Source organism: Pseudomonas sp. LBUM1646, from assembly GCF_059716165.1.
The window spans coordinates 6,101,380-6,121,195 of record NZ_CP166810.1 but is presented as its reverse complement, the minus strand read 5'-3'; the positions used below and the strand labels follow the sequence as shown (position 1 = coordinate 6,121,195).

16 protein-coding genes are annotated in these 19,816 nt (G+C 55.1%); 10 read left to right on the top strand and 6 right to left on the bottom strand.

The window, feature by feature from the left end; genetic code table 11:
• The first annotated feature begins 160 nt into the window (after positions 1–160).
• The 3 genes from ACA071_RS27920 to ACA071_RS27910 are packed head-to-tail and all read left to right on the top strand — an operon-like array spanning position 161 to position 3,761.
• Positions 161–1,090: a fatty acid desaturase family protein gene (locus ACA071_RS27920; RefSeq protein WP_497642006.1), complete on the top strand. Its 930-nt coding sequence runs from the start codon at positions 161–163 to the stop codon at positions 1,088–1,090.
• Positions 1,090–2,691, top strand: coding sequence for a GH3 family acyl-acid amido synthetase (locus ACA071_RS27915; RefSeq protein WP_497642005.1), 1,602 nt, complete (start codon positions 1,090–1,092; stop codon positions 2,689–2,691). The genes ACA071_RS27920 and ACA071_RS27915 overlap by 1 nt, the downstream gene beginning before the upstream one ends.
• Complete coding sequence (locus ACA071_RS27910; protein WP_497642004.1) at positions 2,676–3,761, top strand: Rieske 2Fe-2S domain-containing protein; 1,086 nt, start codon at positions 2,676–2,678, stop codon at positions 3,759–3,761. Before ACA071_RS27915 ends, ACA071_RS27910 begins: the two co-directional genes overlap by 16 nt.
• Before the next feature lie 15 nt (positions 3,762–3,776).
• Here ACA071_RS27910 and ACA071_RS27905 read toward each other — a convergent pair whose 3' ends face one another.
• Positions 3,777–4,016 carry a type II toxin-antitoxin system RelB/DinJ family antitoxin gene (locus ACA071_RS27905; RefSeq protein WP_169372900.1) on the bottom strand — a complete coding sequence of 80 codons (240 nt, stop codon included), beginning with the start codon at positions 4,014–4,016 and terminating at the stop codon, positions 3,777–3,779.
• A 282-nt stretch (positions 4,017–4,298) separates the two neighbouring features.
• Here ACA071_RS27905 and ACA071_RS27900 point away from each other — a divergent pair, with 282 nt between their 5' ends.
• The 7 genes from ACA071_RS27900 (at position 4,299) to ACA071_RS27870 (ending at position 9,302) form a co-directional block, all read left to right on the top strand.
• A complete protein-coding gene (locus ACA071_RS27900; protein WP_497642003.1) occupies positions 4,299–5,543 on the top strand; it encodes a tyrosine-type recombinase/integrase in 1,245 nt (414 codons plus the stop codon).
• Between the two features lie 67 nt (positions 5,544–5,610).
• Positions 5,611–6,108 (top strand): hypothetical protein, encoded by a 498-nt coding sequence (locus ACA071_RS27895; RefSeq protein ID WP_497642002.1) that lies wholly within the window; start codon positions 5,611–5,613, stop codon positions 6,106–6,108.
• Positions 6,109–6,178: 70 nt separating this feature from the next.
• On the top strand, positions 6,179–6,412 hold the full coding sequence (locus ACA071_RS27890; RefSeq protein WP_497642001.1) for a helix-turn-helix transcriptional regulator: 234 nt from the start codon (positions 6,179–6,181) through the stop codon (positions 6,410–6,412).
• Positions 6,412–6,633 (top strand): hypothetical protein, encoded by a 222-nt coding sequence (locus tag ACA071_RS27885; protein WP_497642000.1) that lies wholly within the window; start codon positions 6,412–6,414, stop codon positions 6,631–6,633. The genes ACA071_RS27890 and ACA071_RS27885 overlap by 1 nt, the downstream gene beginning before the upstream one ends.
• Positions 6,634–6,792 (top strand): hypothetical protein, encoded by a 159-nt coding sequence (locus ACA071_RS27880; RefSeq protein ID WP_497641999.1) that lies wholly within the window; start codon positions 6,634–6,636, stop codon positions 6,790–6,792.
• Positions 6,789–8,357, top strand: a complete 1,569-nt coding sequence (locus ACA071_RS27875) for an AAA family ATPase (RefSeq protein WP_497641998.1) — start codon at positions 6,789–6,791, stop codon at positions 8,355–8,357. The genes ACA071_RS27880 and ACA071_RS27875 overlap by 4 nt, the downstream gene beginning before the upstream one ends.
• Before the next feature lie 342 nt (positions 8,358–8,699).
• Positions 8,700–9,302 (top strand): hypothetical protein, encoded by a 603-nt coding sequence (locus ACA071_RS27870; RefSeq protein WP_497641997.1) that lies wholly within the window; start codon positions 8,700–8,702, stop codon positions 9,300–9,302.
• 469 nt (positions 9,303–9,771) lie between these two features.
• Here ACA071_RS27870 and ACA071_RS27865 read toward each other — a convergent pair whose 3' ends face one another.
• From ACA071_RS27865 to ACA071_RS27845, 5 genes are all read right to left on the bottom strand, one after another.
• Positions 9,772–10,704, bottom strand: a complete 933-nt coding sequence (locus ACA071_RS27865; protein ID WP_497641996.1) for a hypothetical protein — start codon at positions 10,702–10,704, stop codon at positions 9,772–9,774.
• Complete coding sequence (locus tag ACA071_RS27860; protein ID WP_497641995.1) at positions 10,701–12,671, bottom strand: hypothetical protein; 1,971 nt, start codon at positions 12,669–12,671, stop codon at positions 10,701–10,703. Before ACA071_RS27860 ends, ACA071_RS27865 begins: the two co-directional genes overlap by 4 nt.
• 172 nt (positions 12,672–12,843) lie before the next feature.
• Entirely contained in the window at positions 12,844–16,044 is a 3,201-nt protein-coding gene (locus ACA071_RS27855) for a type I restriction endonuclease subunit R (RefSeq protein WP_497641994.1), read from the bottom strand.
• Positions 16,044–17,408: a restriction endonuclease subunit S gene (locus ACA071_RS27850; RefSeq protein ID WP_497641993.1), complete on the bottom strand. Its 1,365-nt coding sequence runs from the start codon at positions 17,406–17,408 to the stop codon at positions 16,044–16,046. Before ACA071_RS27850 ends, ACA071_RS27855 begins: the two co-directional genes overlap by 1 nt.
• Entirely contained in the window at positions 17,405–19,384 is a 1,980-nt protein-coding gene (locus tag ACA071_RS27845; RefSeq protein WP_497641992.1) for a type I restriction-modification system subunit M, read from the bottom strand. Before ACA071_RS27845 ends, ACA071_RS27850 begins: the two co-directional genes overlap by 4 nt.
• Positions 19,385–19,816 lie beyond the last annotated feature (432 nt).

Below are 19,816 nucleotides of genomic sequence, written 5' to 3'. Positions count from 1 at the left end.
CTGAAAAACTACAGGCTATCTCTTTTCTTGAGCATCGCAACTAGTAGAAATAGCGAAGTTGTCAGCGCTTCGTCGTTGCCGCATAGGCCAGGCAAGTTATCGTGAGTGAAGAGGACTGGGCGGTATACTCGGTACATTCGACCTTTCCACAGGATCCCTCATGCGCCGTTCCACTGACAGTTCACAAACGAGTCGTTTCGACGTGGCAAACCTGAGTGTTCTGGCGCTGCAAACCCTGGTGTGGGGGGCGACGCTGACCTGGCTCTCGCACACCGACGCGGGTTGGCTCAAGTGGCTTGTCCTGATTCCGTTTTGCCTGGTCATGCAAGGTGTGTTCTCGATGATGCACGAGTCCTTTCATGGGTTGGCCCACAGTAAAAAATCGCTGAACTACTTCGTCATGTGGTGGGCTTCAACCCTGTTTGGTGCCTCGGCCACGCTGATTCATATCAACCATCTGGGCCACCACACCCGTAATCGCACGCGCGCCGAACTGGCGGATTTCGCGGTTGCGGACGAGTCGCTGCTGCGCAAGCGGATCGAGTACTACTTTGCGGTGCTCGGCGGTATCTGGCTCGCGGCGTTCATCGGCAGTCTCTTGTTGCCGCTGCTGCCGGCGCGCATCACTGATAAATGGTCGCAAACCGCTGAGGTCAATACTTACGCCGCGGCCTTCAAGGATTTCTCCAGCAGTGACTTCCGGCGTATCCGCCTGGAGGTGATTGCCAGTCTCGCGGTGTGGTTATCGGTCGGGCTATTGCTGGGCTGGACATGGCAGGTGGTGCTTATGGCCTACATCGCCTTTGCATTTTCCTGGTCGTCGCTGCAGTGGGTGTACCACATGCGCACGCCGCTGGATGTCGTCGAAGGGGCCTATAACATGCGGGCGCCGCGCCTCGTTCGCTGGGCATTTCTGAATTTTAACTACAACCTGACCCATCATCGGCAATCGGGGCTGCACTGGCAGCAGATGCACAGGGTGTCGAATCTCAAGGAAACCCGGCCATTATGGTTTGGCTGGCTGCAGGTGTTCCTGCCGCCGCAACGGTTGCCCGAGGACTTGACCCAACTCGACAAGACCTACTTTTGATGAGCGCCGACAACGGCGCCAAACGCGCCCTGTGGCAGACCTTTATCGAAAGTGCCCAGCCCACGCTTGATCAGTGGCAACAACAACTTGAACAGCCAGAGCTGGCGCAAGAATGTGTATTGCAGCGACTGCTGAAAGCCAATCGTGACTGCGCGTTCGGGCGTGCCCACGACTTCGCCCATATCGCTGATTCAACGCAGTTTCGTGACAACGTACCGATCCACTCTTATGCGCAACTGCATCCCTGGATCGAGCGCGCGCAACACGAGTCGGAAGCGATTTTGACCTCCGCCCCACCCGTGTTTTTCGAACGCACGAGTGGCAGTAGCGCGCTGCAGAAAGCGATTCCCTATACGCGCGCCTTCCTCGGTGAGATGCACAGCGCGTTAAACGTCTGGCTCGCCGACATGTATCGCCAAGTGCCCGAAATCAGTCATGGCTCAGGCTACTGGTCGATGTCTCCGCCACTGCAAATGCCGGTGGCCGGCCCCAATGGGATTTCCATCGGTTCCGCCAGTGATCTGGAGTATTTGCGCGGCAGTAACATCGCCAGCCTGGCGGGGACTTTGCTGATTCCAGGGTTTGCCTGTGATCCGTCGCAGTGGCGCCGGCAGACCCTGCTGGCTTTGCTGGCCGATGCTGATTTGAGTTTTATCAGTGTGTGGAGCCCGACGTTCCTGAGCAGTCTTTTGCAGCCGTTGTTTGACGGCGAAACACCTGAACATGCACAGACCTTTGCCTGGCTGGAAGAGACGCTTCCCTCATCGCGCAAGTCCGTCTTGCGCCGAGCAAGGTCGCAGGGCGTGTGCACCGAACTATGGCCGCGACTGGCCGCCGTCAGTTGCTGGATGGACGGCCCCAGCCGCAACTACTTCAAGCAATTGGCGCTGCGTTTTCCGCAGGCACAATGGCTGCCCAAAGGTCTGTTCGCCACCGAAGGCGTGGTCAGCGTGCCCTATGGGGACGAGGCCGGATGCCCGCTTGCGATCGGCAGTCATTACCTGGAGTTTCTCTGCGACGACGGTTCCTTGCGCAATGCTCACTCCTTACGCGTGGGAGAAACTGCACAAGTCTTGCTGACCACCGGTGGCGGCCTTTATCGCTACGCATTGGGGGATCGGGTCCGGGTCGTTGGTATGCAGGGTCGTACGCCGCGCGTGGAGTTTATCGGGCGCGCCGCGGTGACCAGTGATCTGGTAGGTGAGAAGCTCGATGAGCAAATCGTCCAGGGCATCTTCGATCGTTGCCTTACCACAGCGGCCGCCGCGTGCCTGATCCCCAATGCCTCGGCCACGCCGCCTTATTACCTGGCGTTGGTCGCCACTGGCGAAGACATTGCTCCACAGGCGCTGGCGCTGGCTATCGAGTCGGCACTGTCGGGCGTCTTTCATTACGCCCAGGCCCGCAGCCTTGGGCAACTGGCGCCGCTACGGGTTCGATTGCTCAACGGTGGCGCTGATCTGCTCGCTCAGGTCCTGCAACAGGCGGCGGAGTTAAGCGGTATCCGCGCAGGTGACGTCAAACCGCGCCCACTTATCAATCGGCTTGAGACAGCCGACGCCATTCTTGCCCTGACGGAAACCCAATGTCAGCACCTTTGATCAGCACCGTCGAGGTGCCTTGCGATGCAACCCTCGAACAATGGTATGTGGCTTGCTCCAGCAAGGAACTGCCCAAGGGCAAGCCTTACCGGGCAAGGATTCTTGAACTCAACCTTGTGCTCTTTCGTCAGCGTGACGGCCAGGTCGCGGCATTGCTCGACCAATGCGTGCACCGAGGCACGCGATTGTCGGCAGGCAAGATCGCCGACGATTGCCTCGTCTGCCCCTACCATGGCTGGCGCTATGACGCTCAGGGGCAAGTGGTGCACATCCCCAGTGTCGGCGATAAACAGTGTTCATCGACATCGCGAGAGCCTCGATTCAAACAGCGCCATTTCGCCGTGCAAGAACTGGACGGATTGATCTGGGTGTACACCGGCACCGGCGACCCGCAGGCCAAACCGGTGTTCAGGCTACCGGCCTACGCTGAAAAAGGCTGGCAGTCTTATTTCATGATCAACACCTTCGAGGCCGACGTCGGCAGCCTGGTGCAAAACTTCATGGACGTGCCCCACACCGTCTTCGTCCACGAAGGCATCTTCAGGTCCGGCACCGGCCGCACCATGGAAGCCACACTCGCCTGCAAGGCACAAAGCATCGAAGTGACCTATCACGACGATGGCGACAAGATCGGACTCCTGAACTGGCTGAGCAACCCCGACGGCGAGCCACTGGTCCACACCGATCGTTTTTTTGCCCCCAACGTCACGCGCTGCGACTACCAGTGGGGCGACCGCTCGGCCTTTTACATCATCAGCCAAATCACACCGATCAATACCCGCCAGTCCCGCGTCTACACCTACATCGCCTACCGCTTCCGCTTACCCCGCTGGCTACTGCGAACATTGCGCCCGTTTATTCATCTGTACACCCGCATCGTCATTCGTCAGGACGTGAAAATCATTCAGGCGCATAGGGAAGGGCTTGATAACGCGGCGGGTTTCAAACCGGCTAATGTGCAGGCGGATGCGGTTCATGTGGGGGTTGAGCAGTTGTTGGTGGCGGTGAGGCGAGGGGAGGATTTGCCGGTGGGGCAGCGGCGGGAAAGTCGGATACGGTTTGAGCTTTGAGGGTGGTGCGATTGGCTATAGCTCATCCAGCTTTACCTTGACTCGCTGAGGGGCGGTAAGACGTTCGGTGACTACGGCGATGAGCGCTTCATCCTCTTCGCTGAGTAATGCTGCTTTGAAAGGCAACTTACCGTGTTCGGCGACGTATTGAAGGGTTTGGTGCAGAAGTTCGGAAGGCGTTACCCCGAGCTTTTTCAGCTCAGCAAATGAACGCTGCTTCAGGTCATCGTCGATGCGGATGTTGATGGAAGCCATGGTGAGATACCTGTAATGACGTTTGTCGTTACGGCATCAATGAGTCCTTGGCTCGACAACCCCTCATTCAGTCGTTTCAGATGACAGGTAGGCTTTCTTTCAGGCATTAAAAAGCCGGCTTGTGGCCGGCTTTTCTTTCGTCCGCAGCTTTTCGCCGACTTCCTTAAAGCCTAGATTTTACAGGGCTTTAAGCCTACTATCAGTTCGTAAGTGTCCGCCGTTGATCGCTGGAAACCGCGATTAGGGTGTGGGTCAAAGTGTGGGTCGGACTGAGGAGGCTTTATGGGCAAGCTGACGATCAAGGCAATCGAATCACTAGCCCGGTCTGGAGACGCAGGCAAAACCAACGACGGTGATGGTCTGTATTTCCAGGTAAGCAAAGCAGGGGTGTCCAGTTGGATTTTCCGCTACAAGATTGAGGGCAAAGGCCGTGAAATGGGTCTAGGCCCTTTTCCAACCATAACTCTCGCGAAGGCCCGCGAACTGGCCGCAGATCAACGCAAGGTCTTGGCAGCTGGCAGTGACCCTCTGGCCTCCCGTGATTTCGAGCGAGAGGTGAAGCGCGAAGCAGAGCGACAAGCGCAATCGCGTCGTGTGACTTTTGAGTCGCTGGCGACCGAATACCGGAACGCGCATGGTTCCACTTGGTCGGAAAAGTGGCGTAAAGGCTGGCTGCGGAAACTAGAGCTGTATGCCTTCCCCGTCATCGGCAAGCTGCCTGCTGCTGAGGTTCAGACCGAGCAGGTCCTGAAGGTGCTTCGCCCCATCTGGCCAACCAAGACCCGCACCGCCGACGAAGTTCGTGGACAAATCGAGCAGGTCCTAGACGCCGCCAAGGCGCACAAGCTGCGCGATGGCGACAATCCGGCACGCTGGCGCGGGCACCTGGACAGCCTGCTGAGCAAAGTGGAAAAGAAAAAAGCCCGCCAGCGCCAGCATTTTCCTGCGATGAAGTGGAAGGATGTGCCGACGCTTATGGTCAAGCTGGCGATGGACGAATCTCGCGCCTCAGTAGCGGCTCGACTGCTCATCCTCACTGGTGCGCGTGCGCTCATGGTCCGCTTTGCAAAATGGTCGGAGATCGACTTGAAAGCAGGTATCTGGTCGCTACCTGCCGAGCGGATGAAAATGCGCCAGGCCTTCAACATCCCGTTGGCTCCAGAGGTTGTCGAGCTGCTGGAAGCCCTGCCGCGCGATGAGGACAGCTCGTACTTATTCCCTGGTCAAGGCAAGACTGGCGTTATGCATGCCAACGCCATCCGCACCTTATTACATAGCCTTGGACATGATGACGTAACCCGTCACGGCTTCCGGTCCAGCTTCCGTGACTGGGCAAGCGAATACACTCAATATCCGCGAGAAGTCTGCGAGCTAGCGCTTGCCCACGACGAGCGCGACCAAACTGAGGCCGCTTACTCCCGATCCGACTTCATCGAAAAGCGACGCGTCCTGATGGCCGATTGGGCGAAGTTCATAACCACGCCGCCAGCGGCGAATGTCATTCAAGGCGATTTCAAGTGCGCTTAAAAGTAGGTCTCGCGGGAAAAATATGGTCAATGCCCGCGGCCTACACCTGTTAAGAGAGGAGTAAGTGATGAAGTGGGCAAACGTTACGCACGATGACCTGAAGGCAGCATTAGCCTCGATCAAGAATGGCTTTGATCCGGAGGCGGCCCAAAACCTCATTGAGTACTTTCATGAGCGCATGAGCAGCGGGTATCCATACGACGAAGAGATTCTCCGCGAACTGATGGCCTTGGTCTTCTCGAGAATGGTGGAGGATAAACGGACAGGGAGCCAAGCATTTGGTTTAAAGCTATGGAGAGGTGGGTACGATCGTGTTGATACGACGGAGCGCGATGTGAAGGCGACAGCTTTTGTAGTGTTGCTGATGCGTAAAGACATCCGCTGGCAGGACGCAATCGGAGACGCTGCGAACATTATGTTTCCTGATGGTGAAGGGGACAAAGCTGTCAAGGAAGCCTATGCACATTATAAATCTGAGGTTGAACACTACCCTGACGGCACCCTCATGGAGATTTTGGGGCCGTTTGCCGACACTCCCCTCATAAAGCGCGTTATGGCTGGTTAGAGCCTGCGTCACCTCCAGATGAAATGCCATCGTCCGCCCCAAACCGGGGTGATCCTCAAAGGTATTGACGATGGCAGCAACCAACCAAGAGTACGCTCAACAGAAAGCCACCCAGCGCCAGCAGCGCCGCATCTTGCGGCTCCCTGCCGTGAAGTCTGCAACGGGTTTGGGGCGTACCAAAATCTATGATTTGATGAAGGAGGGCCGGTTTCCGAAGGCTCATCGCATCGCCGGTGCGAATGTTGTTGGCTGGGACTCGCTGGAGATCGAAGCCTGGATTTCCGAGCAGTTGGAGTGCCTGTAATGAATAACGGCCACTCCTTGTTGTTTCTTGATGAACTGCAATCCGCTTATGGCTCGCTTGATTTTCTCCCGTTGCCAGACGGCGATATCCATCGCTTCCACGTCCCCGGTGACAAGCCTGGCAGTCAGAACGGCTGGTATCTGCTGTCTTCCGACCCCGTCGATAAGGGCTGCTTCGGTAGCCTGAAGGCTGGTGGTGTGTACATCGGCGAGGTGCTCTAAATGAAAAAGAGCAGCCCCCCATACCAGCAGAGCCGCCCGTCGCGTGGTCAGCTTATCACCCTCATCGGCGTCTTGTCGGTCCTTGAGTACGCCCTCCGCCTGCCTGTGCTGCTGACGTTTGTAGCACTGCTGTATCGGCTGATCATGGAGGCAGCATGAGCAAAATCGCCATTCACAAACACGTTGAACCACTCGCCGTGCTGCGCTCGCGTCTGAAAGGTGTCAAGCAACACGGCGACCGCTTCATGGCCGTATGCCCCGCTCATCAAGACAAGTCCCCATCCTTGAGCCTGTCGCAGGCCGAGGATGGCCGCGCACTGGTTCACTGTTTTGCCGGTTGCAAGACCCGTGACGTACTGGGCGCTGTAGGCTTGGAAATGCGAGACCTGTTCCCGGAGAGTTTGAGCCAAGAGCAGCGCAAGCAATTTCGGCGCATCAAGCTGCAAACAGTGCGCGGTTCGGAGTATTTGATTATCGAGGCGGCAAAAGCCGAGGCTATGGCCGGCGCCTTGAGTGAGGAGAGCACCGCCCGGCTGGCACTGGCACAGGAACGAGTCGACCATTTGAATCGCCAATTGGAAGAGCTGGGTAGCTCCGAAACACCGCCGTACCGTGCATTGCGGGAGGTGAAGTTGGACGACGTTATGAGCGCCAGTTTGGAAACCGTTCGCTATGCCGTAAATCCATGGATGCCTCGCCGGCACGTGACCCTGCTGGGGGGGCATGGTGGTATCGGTAAGTCGAGCCTTGCCTTGGCCATCAGCGCACATGTTGCATGCGGCCTTCCCTTCGCCGGTATGGCTGTCGAGCAATCCACCGTTCTGTTCGTGAGCTTGGAAGATGAGGCCTGCATCGTGCGTCTGCGCCTGCGGAGTATCATTGAAGCATACGGGCTGCCCGCGGAACGTGTGCTTGCCTCCCTTCGCCTGTTGGACGGTACGCAGACCATCGCCGCTCTGATGACGGAGGGCGACGGCTTCAGCGCACAGCCTGTTTTCACCAACGCATACCGGGAACTGGAGGACGCTGCCCACGGTGCAGGGTTGATCGTGATCGATAACGCTTCTGATGCGTTCGATGCGAACGAAAACAGCCGCCGCATGGTCCGCGCTTTTGTGCGTGGTCTGGCCGACATTGCCCGCAACCACGATGCCGCCGTGGTCCTGCTGGCGCATATCGACAAGAGCGCCGCCAGGGATGGCGCACGCGGTAACAACTACAGTGGTTCGACTGCCTGGCACAACAGCGCTCGCTCGCGTTTGGCGCTGATGGAGCAGGAGGGGCGCATTCTGCTCGTACAGGAGAAGGCCAACCTTAGCGTGCGGGCAGAGCCTTTGGCCTTCATGTTTGTGGATGGGGTTCCAGTCCCCGAGGCTGGTACGCAAGGCGAAGGCCTGACCACTGAGAACCTCGACCACACCGAAATTATTCGTGCCTTTAAGGCAGCCCATGACGCGGGTATCAACGTGCCGGCCAGTTTGGCCCCTAGCGCGTATTCGGCCATGAAGGCGTTGGAGTCGCTCCCAGAATATAGTCAGACCTTCCGGGGCAAAGCGGGTGGTCAGCGCGCAGCACGCGCCATTACTGCGCTGATCCGCGCCGGGCACATTCGGCGCATTAAATACCGGACGCCACAGCGTAAAATCCGAGAGTTCCTGGAGTTGGTCGAGCTGTCAAAGAATTCCGCTGATGCGCCCGAGGGTGTACCAATTCCGTATGTTTAACGTGCGCCGCGCCACCCCCTATAACCCCCCAGCGCATCGGCGCAGCGCATGAGTATGCTTGCGCCAGTGCGCCAAACATGACCGGCGCAGCGCCGAACACCATCGGCGCAATCGGCGCAAAGAAGTGCCCACCCAAGATGTCGTCCTATCTTCGGCTTATGTGGCTGAGAGGCGATATGAAAAAGTAGGGCAGGGGGAGTAAGCGATGAGCAAGAACCGTCTGTTCATAAATCAGTCCGAAATCCGCCTGATTGTGTCCGTAACCTGTCACGCACTGAAACTTCGTTACTTTGTGACAGGGGCAGCGCTGCGTTATGACAACACCCATATGGAGTCGACCTCATGAGCGAATCACTCAGTATTCCCAAACGCGACGAGGAAACACAGTCTCAATTTCAGGCCCGCATAGCACTCACTCCGGAGTGCCTGAGCGCCGCCGTACTGGTAACGTGCAAGCACTTTGATGAGCCGGTTACAGAGGTCGTAGAGGAACTCAAGCGTCAAACCGCCGCAATGAATAGCGGCGACATGACCCGTGCGGAGAATATGCTTTTGGCTCAGGCGCATACCCTTGATGGGCTATTTGCCAAGCTGGCTGGTCAAGCACTGGTGGCAAATCATCTGGACAGAGTGGATAAGCTTTTGCGGCTGGCGCTCAAGGCACAGAGCCAAAGCCGCGCCACCTTGCAGACTCTGGCCGAACTGAAGGCACCAAAGCAGATTGCCTTTGTGAAGCAGGCTAATATCGGCAATCAGGTTCAGGTGAACAACGGCAATCAAGCGACTCCTACGCGCACGCGGAAAACCAAAAAAGGGCAGAACGAACTATTGGAGGTTGAGCATGGCGAACGGCTGGACTCCCGAGCGACGCGCAAGGCAGGCGGAACTGATCCGGAAATGGCGACCTTGGGAACAAAGCACCGGGCCGCGAAGCGCCGAGGGTAAGGCCGCTTCATCGCGCAATGCCTGGACAGGCGGGATGAGACCGATGCTGCGAGAGCTGGCCGAAGAGCTGCGAGAGCAGGACAAGATTCGTCGCGAGATCCTAGGCTGAGCGAAACACCAGAGAGGGCGCTTACTATCAATTCACCTCATAACAGTGTGCTAAGAAGCGTCGAATACGCTCATTGCTCCAGTCGCTGGCTCGACCGAGTATTTCGTCCCGAATGTAAACGACCACGTCCTCTTGAAGCACCGGGTAGGACGCGCGACCACCTTCCGATTTGCAATCCCGATATTCGCCCTCGCGAGTCATCCCCCGACAACAGATAGTCTGCATACGCTGGAGATCACGGATACAACCCGTAACGAGGCGCTGAGCCAGCGCCTGCCCCAGGTCATGGGCGATTCTGTGGCCCGAGACGTTGCGTTTCCTGTTCAACCTTGATGATCGTTGTTCAGTGTGGCTGTTCACTCATCGACCAAGATCAACTCTCTTCCTAATCTGTTCAGGATCAAAACCTGGAGGTGTTGGTTTGTATTCTTTTGAGTCCTTTTGGAGACCATATCCCTTGAGCTGATGACTGCGCAGCTGTTGCAGCGGAAGCCGCAGAGTGAGAAATGTCTGGTTATCACCTCCCTTTATGCGAAGAGGGCTTAGGGAGTCAGTCTTTGATGGACTGACAACTCGAGAGTCACCGTACTGAGAGCTGTTAACTTGGATAACATAGCAGTGAAGGTCTCGGGCGGCTGACTCTACGATATTAGAAAAGTAATTAATGTCCTTGTTGAACTCGGAGCAAACGATGAAGTCGACCATTCCCTTGAAAAGGCAACGGTCCTCGGCACTAGCCAACTCATAGCAGTTGTAGACAGCAAAACTTGCACCTCGCCATTGAAAGAGCTGGTAGTGGCTTTTCCTCGGTTGTTTCGGAACATGAAGGCCATTGTTGACTAGCTCAAACTCTTCTCCAGGTGAGTAATGTTTTTTAAGTCGTCGAATCGGCGCACATTCCTTCGATCCGTTCTCTCCACGAAAAGGTAATGCCGCCAGCAGTTCGTTCCATGCTTGATTTTGATCGTCGATTCGATGTTCAAGCCCACAGATGACTCCCACTTGATGGTCCCTTGCCCACCGAGTTATGAATGAAGCCCATCTATGCGGCACCGACACCTCTGGAAGAACCAGCAAGTCCACACGTTGATCAGGGTAACGTCCGCCATGCTTCACGATGTCGTTGAGGAGTTCTGACAGCGCTTTCATCCGTTGGTCCGAAACATTCGGTGTTGCCATGAAGCTGCCTTCGATGTTCTTCTGATCAACAGCTAGGTGTCCGACAGCTACCCGTAAACCGCTGTGCAAATCAGGGGTTCGAGCGCCAATCGATATTTTTTGGAATGTCTTCAATTCGAATCAACCTCACCAAAGAATTCACTCGTTACTTCACCAAATGCAGAGCCATGGAAAAGCCGATAAATCTCGTTCGCTCTGGTTACTGAATCCTGTTCACTGTCTTTAGTGCATCCAGACTCGACGAACTCAAGGCACTCGTCAAAATGTACAAAGCGCGGACTATTGTTTGCCTTCTGAGGGTCGATCACCAACCCTGACGCACTCCAAGGTGATGATAAATTACCGTCGTAGCTGGTGTAGTTCACCAGCGGTATTGCTACGAGGTGATGTCGTATAAGATTTGATTTACGCCATAGAAGCATGGCGTCAGTAGATCGACTGCGAGTTGTGCCAATTACAGCAGTCCCTAGCTCCATACAAAGCTCGAGATGGTTCTTCAATGCTTGCTGGAGCCCCCTAGAGATCCGCGAGCGTCCTCTTGTCGAGCGCTCAGTTTGAGATTTGTACTTTACCTTCATGATCTCGCCATAAATTGCCTGGCGGAAAAACTCAGCGCTCTTGGCGTCACCAGCAACAACCAGGAAGCTAATGACACGCTCCCACATGTCCCAGTATTCAATCGCATTGCGGCCTTTAAAAAATCTGAACAGATCGTCCTTCAAGCCCTTATTAACAATACCTTCCGTCATCAGGTGAAGCTGGATTTGTTTTGCAAGATGACCAGCAAGTTCCCAACGATTTTCGGCGACCGCCTTCACACTACGGAATTTGTTTACCGAACCGTCATACATAAGGTTATAGGCAACTTGGGCCACTGGGCTGTCATCCCCATCCACTGGCAGGAGCGCAAAGGCACTGGCATTCTCCTCGATCTGTTTTTTAAACTTATCGAGCCCAGCGGTCGAGTGTTCTGCATCGAAGAATTGTAAAACGCATTTTTGCCGCTGTAAGAAGAGCCCTGGTTTAGAGCAAAGCTCAAAACGTGAACTACCTTCATCCCACTTCAGAATTTCGGTATCTACAAGAATCCGATTCATGAAACTCATAATAGGGTCATTTTCATCAGGTGCTTGGGGCATGGCGACAACCATTAGAATGTCGTCGACATAGCGCCCGTAGTATGCAGGTCTGACCTTTTCAAGTATTGCGTCGTCGAACTCTTTCAGATACCAATTCGCAATCACAGGAGATGCACTGAGTCCAATTGGTAGGCACGTTGCTTCGTCCGGTAAATCAGGGTGTGTTATTGCGAGCATTGGACTGAGTTTACCCCGATAGCTCTTACACACCTCTTCGATGCATCTAAAAAGATTAGCGCCCAGCTGCTGGCTACCCATGAATAATTCGTGAAACGGTCCTTTCGGCACAGGGCGCTTGATATGGGCTTGAAGGCTTTTCCAGTCAAGTTGGATTCGGTAATAATATTCCTGCACGTCAAGACCGACTAAGTAGACACTCTGCCTGTCCTCGGAGAGGAGGTCTTGGGCTTTTTGAATACCTGAATCCCGCCATTTTGCATACAGCTCATGGTATTTCTTGAAAAGGTAGGCTGAGCGATCATCCTCATTTCCGACGAATTGATGAAGGCGAGAGCCAAAGCAGTGACCGGATAATGTGTGGTCATAATCAGCTCCCTCGGTCATCAGCCACAACACTGACAGTAGATGCAGTTCAATCGGGCCATCAAACATGTAGTTAACTTTAGCTGTGAAATGCACTGGCGCAGTTGTAACATTTGATACAAAAGAACCTTGTTCCTTACTTGGCTCTTCTGGAGATACGAGGCCTTTAGGTATTATCTCGAAGTCAATGTCTTCTAACCAAGCTTTGAATTCGGCAGTTTCGTGAGGCGCTGGGGATTCTGCGACTTTTACGACTATTTGGAGACGCTCTTCAAAGTCACCTCCGCACTCAAACTCAGCCAAACGTCGTCGCAGTCGCAGTGAATTTTTTTCGAAGTGAATCATCTGCTTCAACTTCTTGTAGGCGATTTTGACACGGTCGTTGAGGTCAAAAAACATGCTTCGAAGTCCTTGTGAGCGAAGTGAATTGAGGTGTCAGGTATCAAGGCCTACTTTAGGCCGATTTCAGCCCGTCGCGACCGGCTGAAATGTCCCGTGGCAGCCGGTGACGAAAAGCAGGAATCAGCAAAAAACTGTTGGAGCATATTTCGTTGATGCGATCTATATGGTTTCAGACCTCACGCAAACCGGATTCATCTGGAGCGGCCGCCGACTTCAGCATCTTCAAAATTACCAAGGCAAATGCCCGGCTTTTGGTCTCGTTATCCAGAACCTCCAGCGACAGCTTCTCGTGGTCGGTCATGGCATCCAGTACGGTGTCCAAAACGCGCTTAGGGAACAGGCCATGCATCACTTGATCCACTGAGTGATTGTTCACCTGAGCCATCACATCTTCTTGGCGACTAATACGCTGCGCGATGCCTGTGAGGAACTGCAGTTGATCGTCATCGCTCACTTCGGCACCGAAGATATCGTTCAGCGCCTCAATGATTTCCGACAAGCGCTTCTTCTCCGGGTCATGGGGCTTGCCGCTGCCCACATCACTGCCAGGTTTGAGGGTGTATTCGCCTTCTTCCTCGTTCAGGCGTAGTTGATGTTCGGCGCGTTTGCTCAGGCGGTAATGGCTCAGCTGAAGCTCGCCCACGTCCACGTCGTCTTGTTGCAAGCGATCCACGCGCAGCAGCGGGTGCAAGTGCTTGGCGTACACGCAGAGTTGCTCCAGTTCGCGGTCCTCGTAGGGCACAATCTGCGAGAGGAACTCGTACAGGCGCACGAAGCTCTGCAGACTCTTTCGGAAAAGGTCGAGTTGATCGATCTGCTCGCCGGCCTCTTTCAGCGCGTGTTCGGCTTTTTTCAGACCGTTGCTGTCGCCGTTAGCTTCGGCCGTACGTTTGAAGTCCAGCGCCTGCTCACGCGACTCCACCGAGAAGGTGTATCGCTTGGCGAAGCGCTCTTTTGCCGGAGTGCAGTAGTAGCTGAGCTTGCTGGCCGCCGCCTTAGGGTCGAAGAAGGCCATGGCGAACGCCTCGACTTCCTGCCAGTGATAGATCCCCTCTGCATCCAACTTCTTCTGCAGGTCATAGATGATCTGCGGGTCGGTTACATCGGTCAGCTCGGCCTTGGTGTAGTACGGCAAAAAGGCGTCGAGAATATCCTGCGGTTCGTTGAAGAAGTCGAGGATGAAGGTTTCCTTGCTGTCACCGAAAGTGCGGTTCAGCCGCGACAAGGTCTGCACGCAGTCCACGCCTTGCAGCTTCTTGTCCACGTACATGGCACACAGCTTGGGCTGATCGAAGCCGGTCTGATACTTGTTGGCCGCGATCATCACGTTGAAGTCTTGGGTGTCGAACGCCACTGCCAGGTCGCGGCCATTCAGGCCGGGGTTGAGCAGACTGCTGCTTTCCGTCACCTCTTCAGGGATCACCTCATCCGGAAGCACGCTGCCGGAGAACGCCACCAGCGGGTATACATCCTTGTAACCCATCTGCTGTACATAGGCTCTCACCGCCAACTGGTAACGCACCGCTTCTTGGCGGCTGCTGGTAACCACCATGGCCTTAGCCTGCCCATTGAGCAGACTGCGAATATTGGCGCGGAAGTGCTCGACGATCACCTCAACCTTTTGACTGATGTTGTATGGATGCAAACGCACCCAGCGCGCTAGCTTGATGCGCGCCTTCTTGCTGTCCACCTCGTCGTCTTCGCCATCCGGGTGGGCGATCTTCCAGGCGGTGCTGTAGGTGGTGTAGTTGCGCAACACGTCGAGGATGAAACCCTCCTCGATAGCCTGGCGCATGGAATACAAATGAAAAGCCTCCGGCTTGTTGCTGGAACTGGCCGGCAGCGTGGGGTCGGCCGGGCGACCGAACAGCTCCAGGGTTTTGGCCTTGGGCGTGGCGGTGAAGGCGTAGTAACTGATGCGCTCATTCGGTTGGCGCGCCTGCACCGCGGCGTCCAACAACTCTTCGGCGCTAACTTCCTCGGCGTCCAGCGCATCGCTGCCTAGAATCTGTTTCAGCTTGCTGGCTGACGAGCCAGTTTGCGAGGAATGCGCCTCGTCAGCGATTACCGCATAACGCCCGCTAGCCAGCTTGGGGTACTTGTCTAGGGCATCGAACAACGCAGGAAAAGTCTGGATGGTGACGATTATGATGCGCGTCTGCTCGGCCAGCGCGTCAATCAGTTGTTCTGACTTACTCTGGTTACCGACATCGCGACTGATTGGTTTGACTACGCCCTGCGCGTGCTCAAACTGGTAGATGGTGTTCTGCAACTGGCTATCGAGCACTGTGCGGTCGGTGACCACGATCACCGAGTTGAACAAACGCTGGCCAGCACCGTCGTACAGTGACGCCAGTTGATGCGCAGTCCAGGCGATAGAATTGGACTTGCCCGAACCGGCGCTGTGCTGGATTAAATAGCGCTTGCCAGGCCCTTCGGCGCGGGTGGTGTTGACCAGCTTGTTGACCACTTCCCATTGGTGGTAGCGCGGGAAGATCATCGTTTCCTTGGTCACTAACGCGCCGTCGAAACCTTCGCTGGTTTTTTTGTCCAGATGTAGAAAGCGCCCCAGCACTTTGATCCAAGCATCTGGCTGCAACAGCCGCTGCCACAGATAGCCGGTAGCATACTGGCTGTCGTCGGCAGGCATCGGGTTGCCAGCACCTCCTTCCTCGCTGCCGAGGTTAAAGGGCAGGAAGAAGGTGTCTTTACCTGCCAGCTTTGTGGTCATCGCCACCTCATTCTGCCCTACGGCAAAATGCACCAGCGCGCCACGCTTGAAGGTCAGCAGCGGCTCGGGCTTACGCGTCAGAGAGTCTTTCACGGGCCGGTCGTAACGGTATTGACGCTTGGCGTTCTCGATCGATTGCTTGAACTCGCTTTTTAGCTCCAACGTGGCGGTGGGGATGCCATTAACGAACAGCACCAGATCCAGCCGTGGATTGTAACTCTGCCCGTTACTGCCCGCCTCTCGAGCATGCGGCGAGTAGGACACCTCGGACACCACGCGCAGACGGTTGCATTGATAACGCTTCAAGGTGTCCGGGTTCATGCCGTGGTCTGGCTGAAAGCTGCAAAGCTCCACTTTCACCGCTGGCAGCTTGAAGCCATGGCGTAGCACGTCCAAGGTGCCGCTCTGCTCTAGCTCGCGTACCAGCTTTTGTATCAACACATCTTCTGGTGCATTCGGGTTGGCCTTGGCGAATTTATCCCAGCGCTCGGGCCAGGCCTCCTTGAAATATCCCAGCACATCTTCGGTATACAACGCCGTGCGGCGGTCGTAGCCACTGGCCTTGCCCACCAACCAGCCTTGGCCGGCTAAGGTGTCGATAATGTCCTGCTGGAATTGCGCTTCCTTGCTGTCTGCCATTACACGGCCTCTAGTTCTAATTCATGGGATAGTGCGCCAGCCGTAGGCTGCCAGTCGCGCACATCGATTTTCCCGGTAACGGCGGCAGAGATTAGCGCGGAGCGACGTTCTTGAAGGAGTTTAGAAAGCTGCTCCGCATTATCTATCAACTCGTCAAACTCAGCGATGCGTTGATTCAAGAACTTTACTATGGATATTTGTTCATCTAGAGAGGGCAAAGGAGTCGGCGTTTCCGCAATTGCCCGGAGAGAAAGATTATAAATTGTCGTTCCTGTAAGTTGACTTTCAAAGAAACGCTTAATCTGCTCAGAGGAAAAAAGATAAAGGCAAAATAACCGAGAAAGTGACTCGGTGCAGTTGATATAGGCTGCGCTTTTTCCAAGGATCACCGGCTCACTGCTATAAAGCGCAAGATTCCCTATGGTGCCATTTATCGAGATAAGCACAGTGCTCGTATCAAGCTGCACTCTGTGCTTTAAAAATTCCTGATAGTTTATTTTTCGAGTTGTTGGGTTAGTGACAATGCACCCATCCACAAGATTATTTCCATTGATAAAAAAATAATCACCCTCATCGTCATATTCTGGGGTGGCGTGCAAGCCATCACCAATCTTGGAACTGTGGTATTTGAGGCGAGAAATATCCCAATGCGCCGGTACTTCGCCTAACCACTCCACGCCAGAGTCTTTCATCGGCACCGACGGATCGAGGCCTTTGGTGACGGTATGGGAGATCACGGCCTGACATTTTTCCTTGAGCAACTCGATCAGGCACTGCTGCTCTTCGATAAGCGCATCGATGCGAGCGGTTTCGTGGTCAAGGAAGCGGGCGATTTGGGTTTGCTCGAATAGCTCGGGCGCGGCGATCTTGAAGTTATTGATCACATCAGTAGGAACCCGCTTTAGTCCGCCAGCACCGATCATGCTGGATGTGCAAAAGCTCATGTAGGTGTCTTCTTGCAAGCGGTAATAAAGGTACACAGCACTGACGCCCGGGTAGGGCCTGAGTACATTTATTTCGCTAGAGCCGAACCCAATGCCATTTGTCAGGCACTTGGCAATAGCAACATTCTTGTTCTCGAAACACGGAGTGACTTTGGCCTGAAGTACGTCTCCGTCTTCGAAGTAGGTGTAGCCGCCGATAACCTCTTCGATGGATCGCTCTTCATCCAACTGCACAACACCCGTTTTAAGCTTCTCCATAGGTACGAAGCTACATAGTTGCTCAGTATCACCATTGAAACCTGACTTCCTCGGATTAAGTAACGCGAGGTGTTTTATAGGCGTCAGTACCCAATTCACCGGCACCTCTTTGAACCATTCAACGCCAGAATCCTTGTATTCCGAATACGCTAGAAACGTCATGCCGAAAGCCCGTCAATCATCTGCTTGATACGGTCAGTGCAGGCTTTTAGGTCTCGGTCGATCTCGGTCAGCGGGCGCGGTGGCTGGAACACATAGAAGTGGCGGTTAAAGGGAATCTCGAAGCCGACGATGCCGACCTCGCCATCCTGGGCATCGGTTTTGCTTTCGTCGATCCAGGCATCCGGAACATGGGGGATGACTTCGCGCTGGAAATAGCCATACACCGATTCGCCCAGCGGCACGTTCTCGTTATCGCGCAGGCCGGCGTCTGCTTCCGGTTGGCCCTTAGTCATGCAGATATCCGCCATGGGGTCGCGCTCGCTCAGGGCATTGAGCAGGGCTTTTAGCTCCGGCGTGCTGAGGCTGACGCTGTACGCGGTGAGGGCTTTTTTCAACACTTTGCTGAACTGCTCGCGGTTACGGTGCAGCAAGTTGGCGTCCATCCCTTGCAAGGCGGCCAAGAGTTGCTGCTGAGCGGAGCTGTCGAGTTTCTGCAAGGCTTTTTCCTCCAGCACTTTAGCGATGCGCTCGGCGCTGGTCTGGAAGTTCAGGCGTAGCGGGCGCTCAACAGTGATGCGCCGGTAGCCGAAGGCGTCGATGGGGAAGATCTTGCTCTGCGCGGTTTGCTCGAAGCTGCCATAAAGCCGCACCAGCTCGCTGATTTGATCTTCAGTGATGTACTGGCGCTTACTACCCAACGATTTGCGCATCTTGGCGTAGTGCTGGCTGCCGTCGATCAACTGAACCTTGCCCTGGCGCGCAGCGGCCTTGTGGTTGCTGAGTATCCACACATAGGTGGCGATGCCGGTGTTGTAGAACATGTCCGTCGGCAAAGCGACTATGGCTTCTACCAGGTCGTTCTGCAGCAGGTAGCGGCGAATCTCCGACTCACCCGAACCCGCGCCGCCGGTGAACAGCGGCGAACCGTTGAGGATAATGCCAATGCGTGAACCACCGTCGCGCGGGTCGCGCATCTTGCTGACCAGATGCAGAAGGAACAGCAGTGAGCCGTCGGACACTCGTGGTAGGCCAGGGCCGAAGCGACCGTCGAAACCTTTTTGGCTGTGCTCGTCGGTGATCTGCTTTTGCACCTTCTTCCATTCCACGCCAAACGGCGGGTTGCTGAGCATGAAGTCGAAGTGCTTGCCGGCCAGTTGGTCGTTGGACAGGGTGTTGCCGAGCTTGATGCTGCCCACATCCTGGCCCTTAATCAGCATGTCTGCTTTACAGATGGCGTAGGACTCTGGATTCAACTCCTGGCCGTGTAAGGAGACGCTGACTTTTTCGCTGATGGATTGGATGTACTCATCGCCCTCGGACAGAAAGCCACCCGTACCCGCCGTTGGGTCATAGATGGTGACAATGCTATTCGGCGCGAGCTTGTGGTCCTGATCGGTGATCACCAACGAAGTGGTGAGGTGCACGATATCGCGCGGGGTGAAATGCTCACCCGCAGTTTCGTTGGAGCTTTCGGCGAACTTGCGGATCAGCTCTTCGAAGATGATGCCCATGCCGAAGTTGCTAATGCGCTCGGGGCTCAGGTCGGTGCCAGCAAACCTTTGCACAACCTGATAAAGCAGGTTAGCGCTCGCAAGTTGCTGAACAAAATCTTCAAAGTGGAAGTGCTCAAATATCTCGCGGGCATCCTTGCTGAAGGCCTGCACATAGCTCATCAGGTCGGCTGGGGTCTGGGTATCGGATAGAGTGCCGAGGGTCAGCGACGAGGCGTTGAAAAACTGCAGGCCACCTGCTGCACGCAGCATATACATTTCACGTACGGTGTCGGGGCGGCCTTCCTGAGCATAGAACTCGCGAATCACGGCATCCTTGGTCGGCGCCAACACACACTCCATTCGCCGAAGGAGGGTGAATGGCAGGATGATGCGACCGTACTGAGACTGCTTAAAGTCACCGCGTAGCAGATCGGCAATCGACCAGAGAAAAGCGGCCGTCTGGGAATGATTTTCCGTATTCACGCAACAACACCTTGGAGGTAGGAGCAAAAGCGCAAGCCTAACACCCGAGGATGAATATCAGGAGCGTCCGCTTGCTTTAGGTCATGAGCAGCTGCTGAGAGGGGGGCTGCTTTGGTCAACTCTTTGAAAGGGACGGTCTTGGTTTCTACGGCAATAAAGTACGCGCTTGAGATTGAAATTTTTAAGATTGAGCAAAGGATTTCGGACGTAGATTACGCGTGCCGGCGCGCAAAAAAAACGGTGTACTGGCCAATATTCCGTCAGTCTGGGAGAACTGACTTTTTCAACAGAATCGGCCGATATCGGCCTGTTGAAGAGCGCAGCTTTTGACGCCCATGCTGACGCTAGGCATGGAGGGGCATGTGTCATGGTCAGGATAATGCTGGAGGTTATTTACGATCCCCATTTCGTCTTTCCACACTGTAAAAGTAA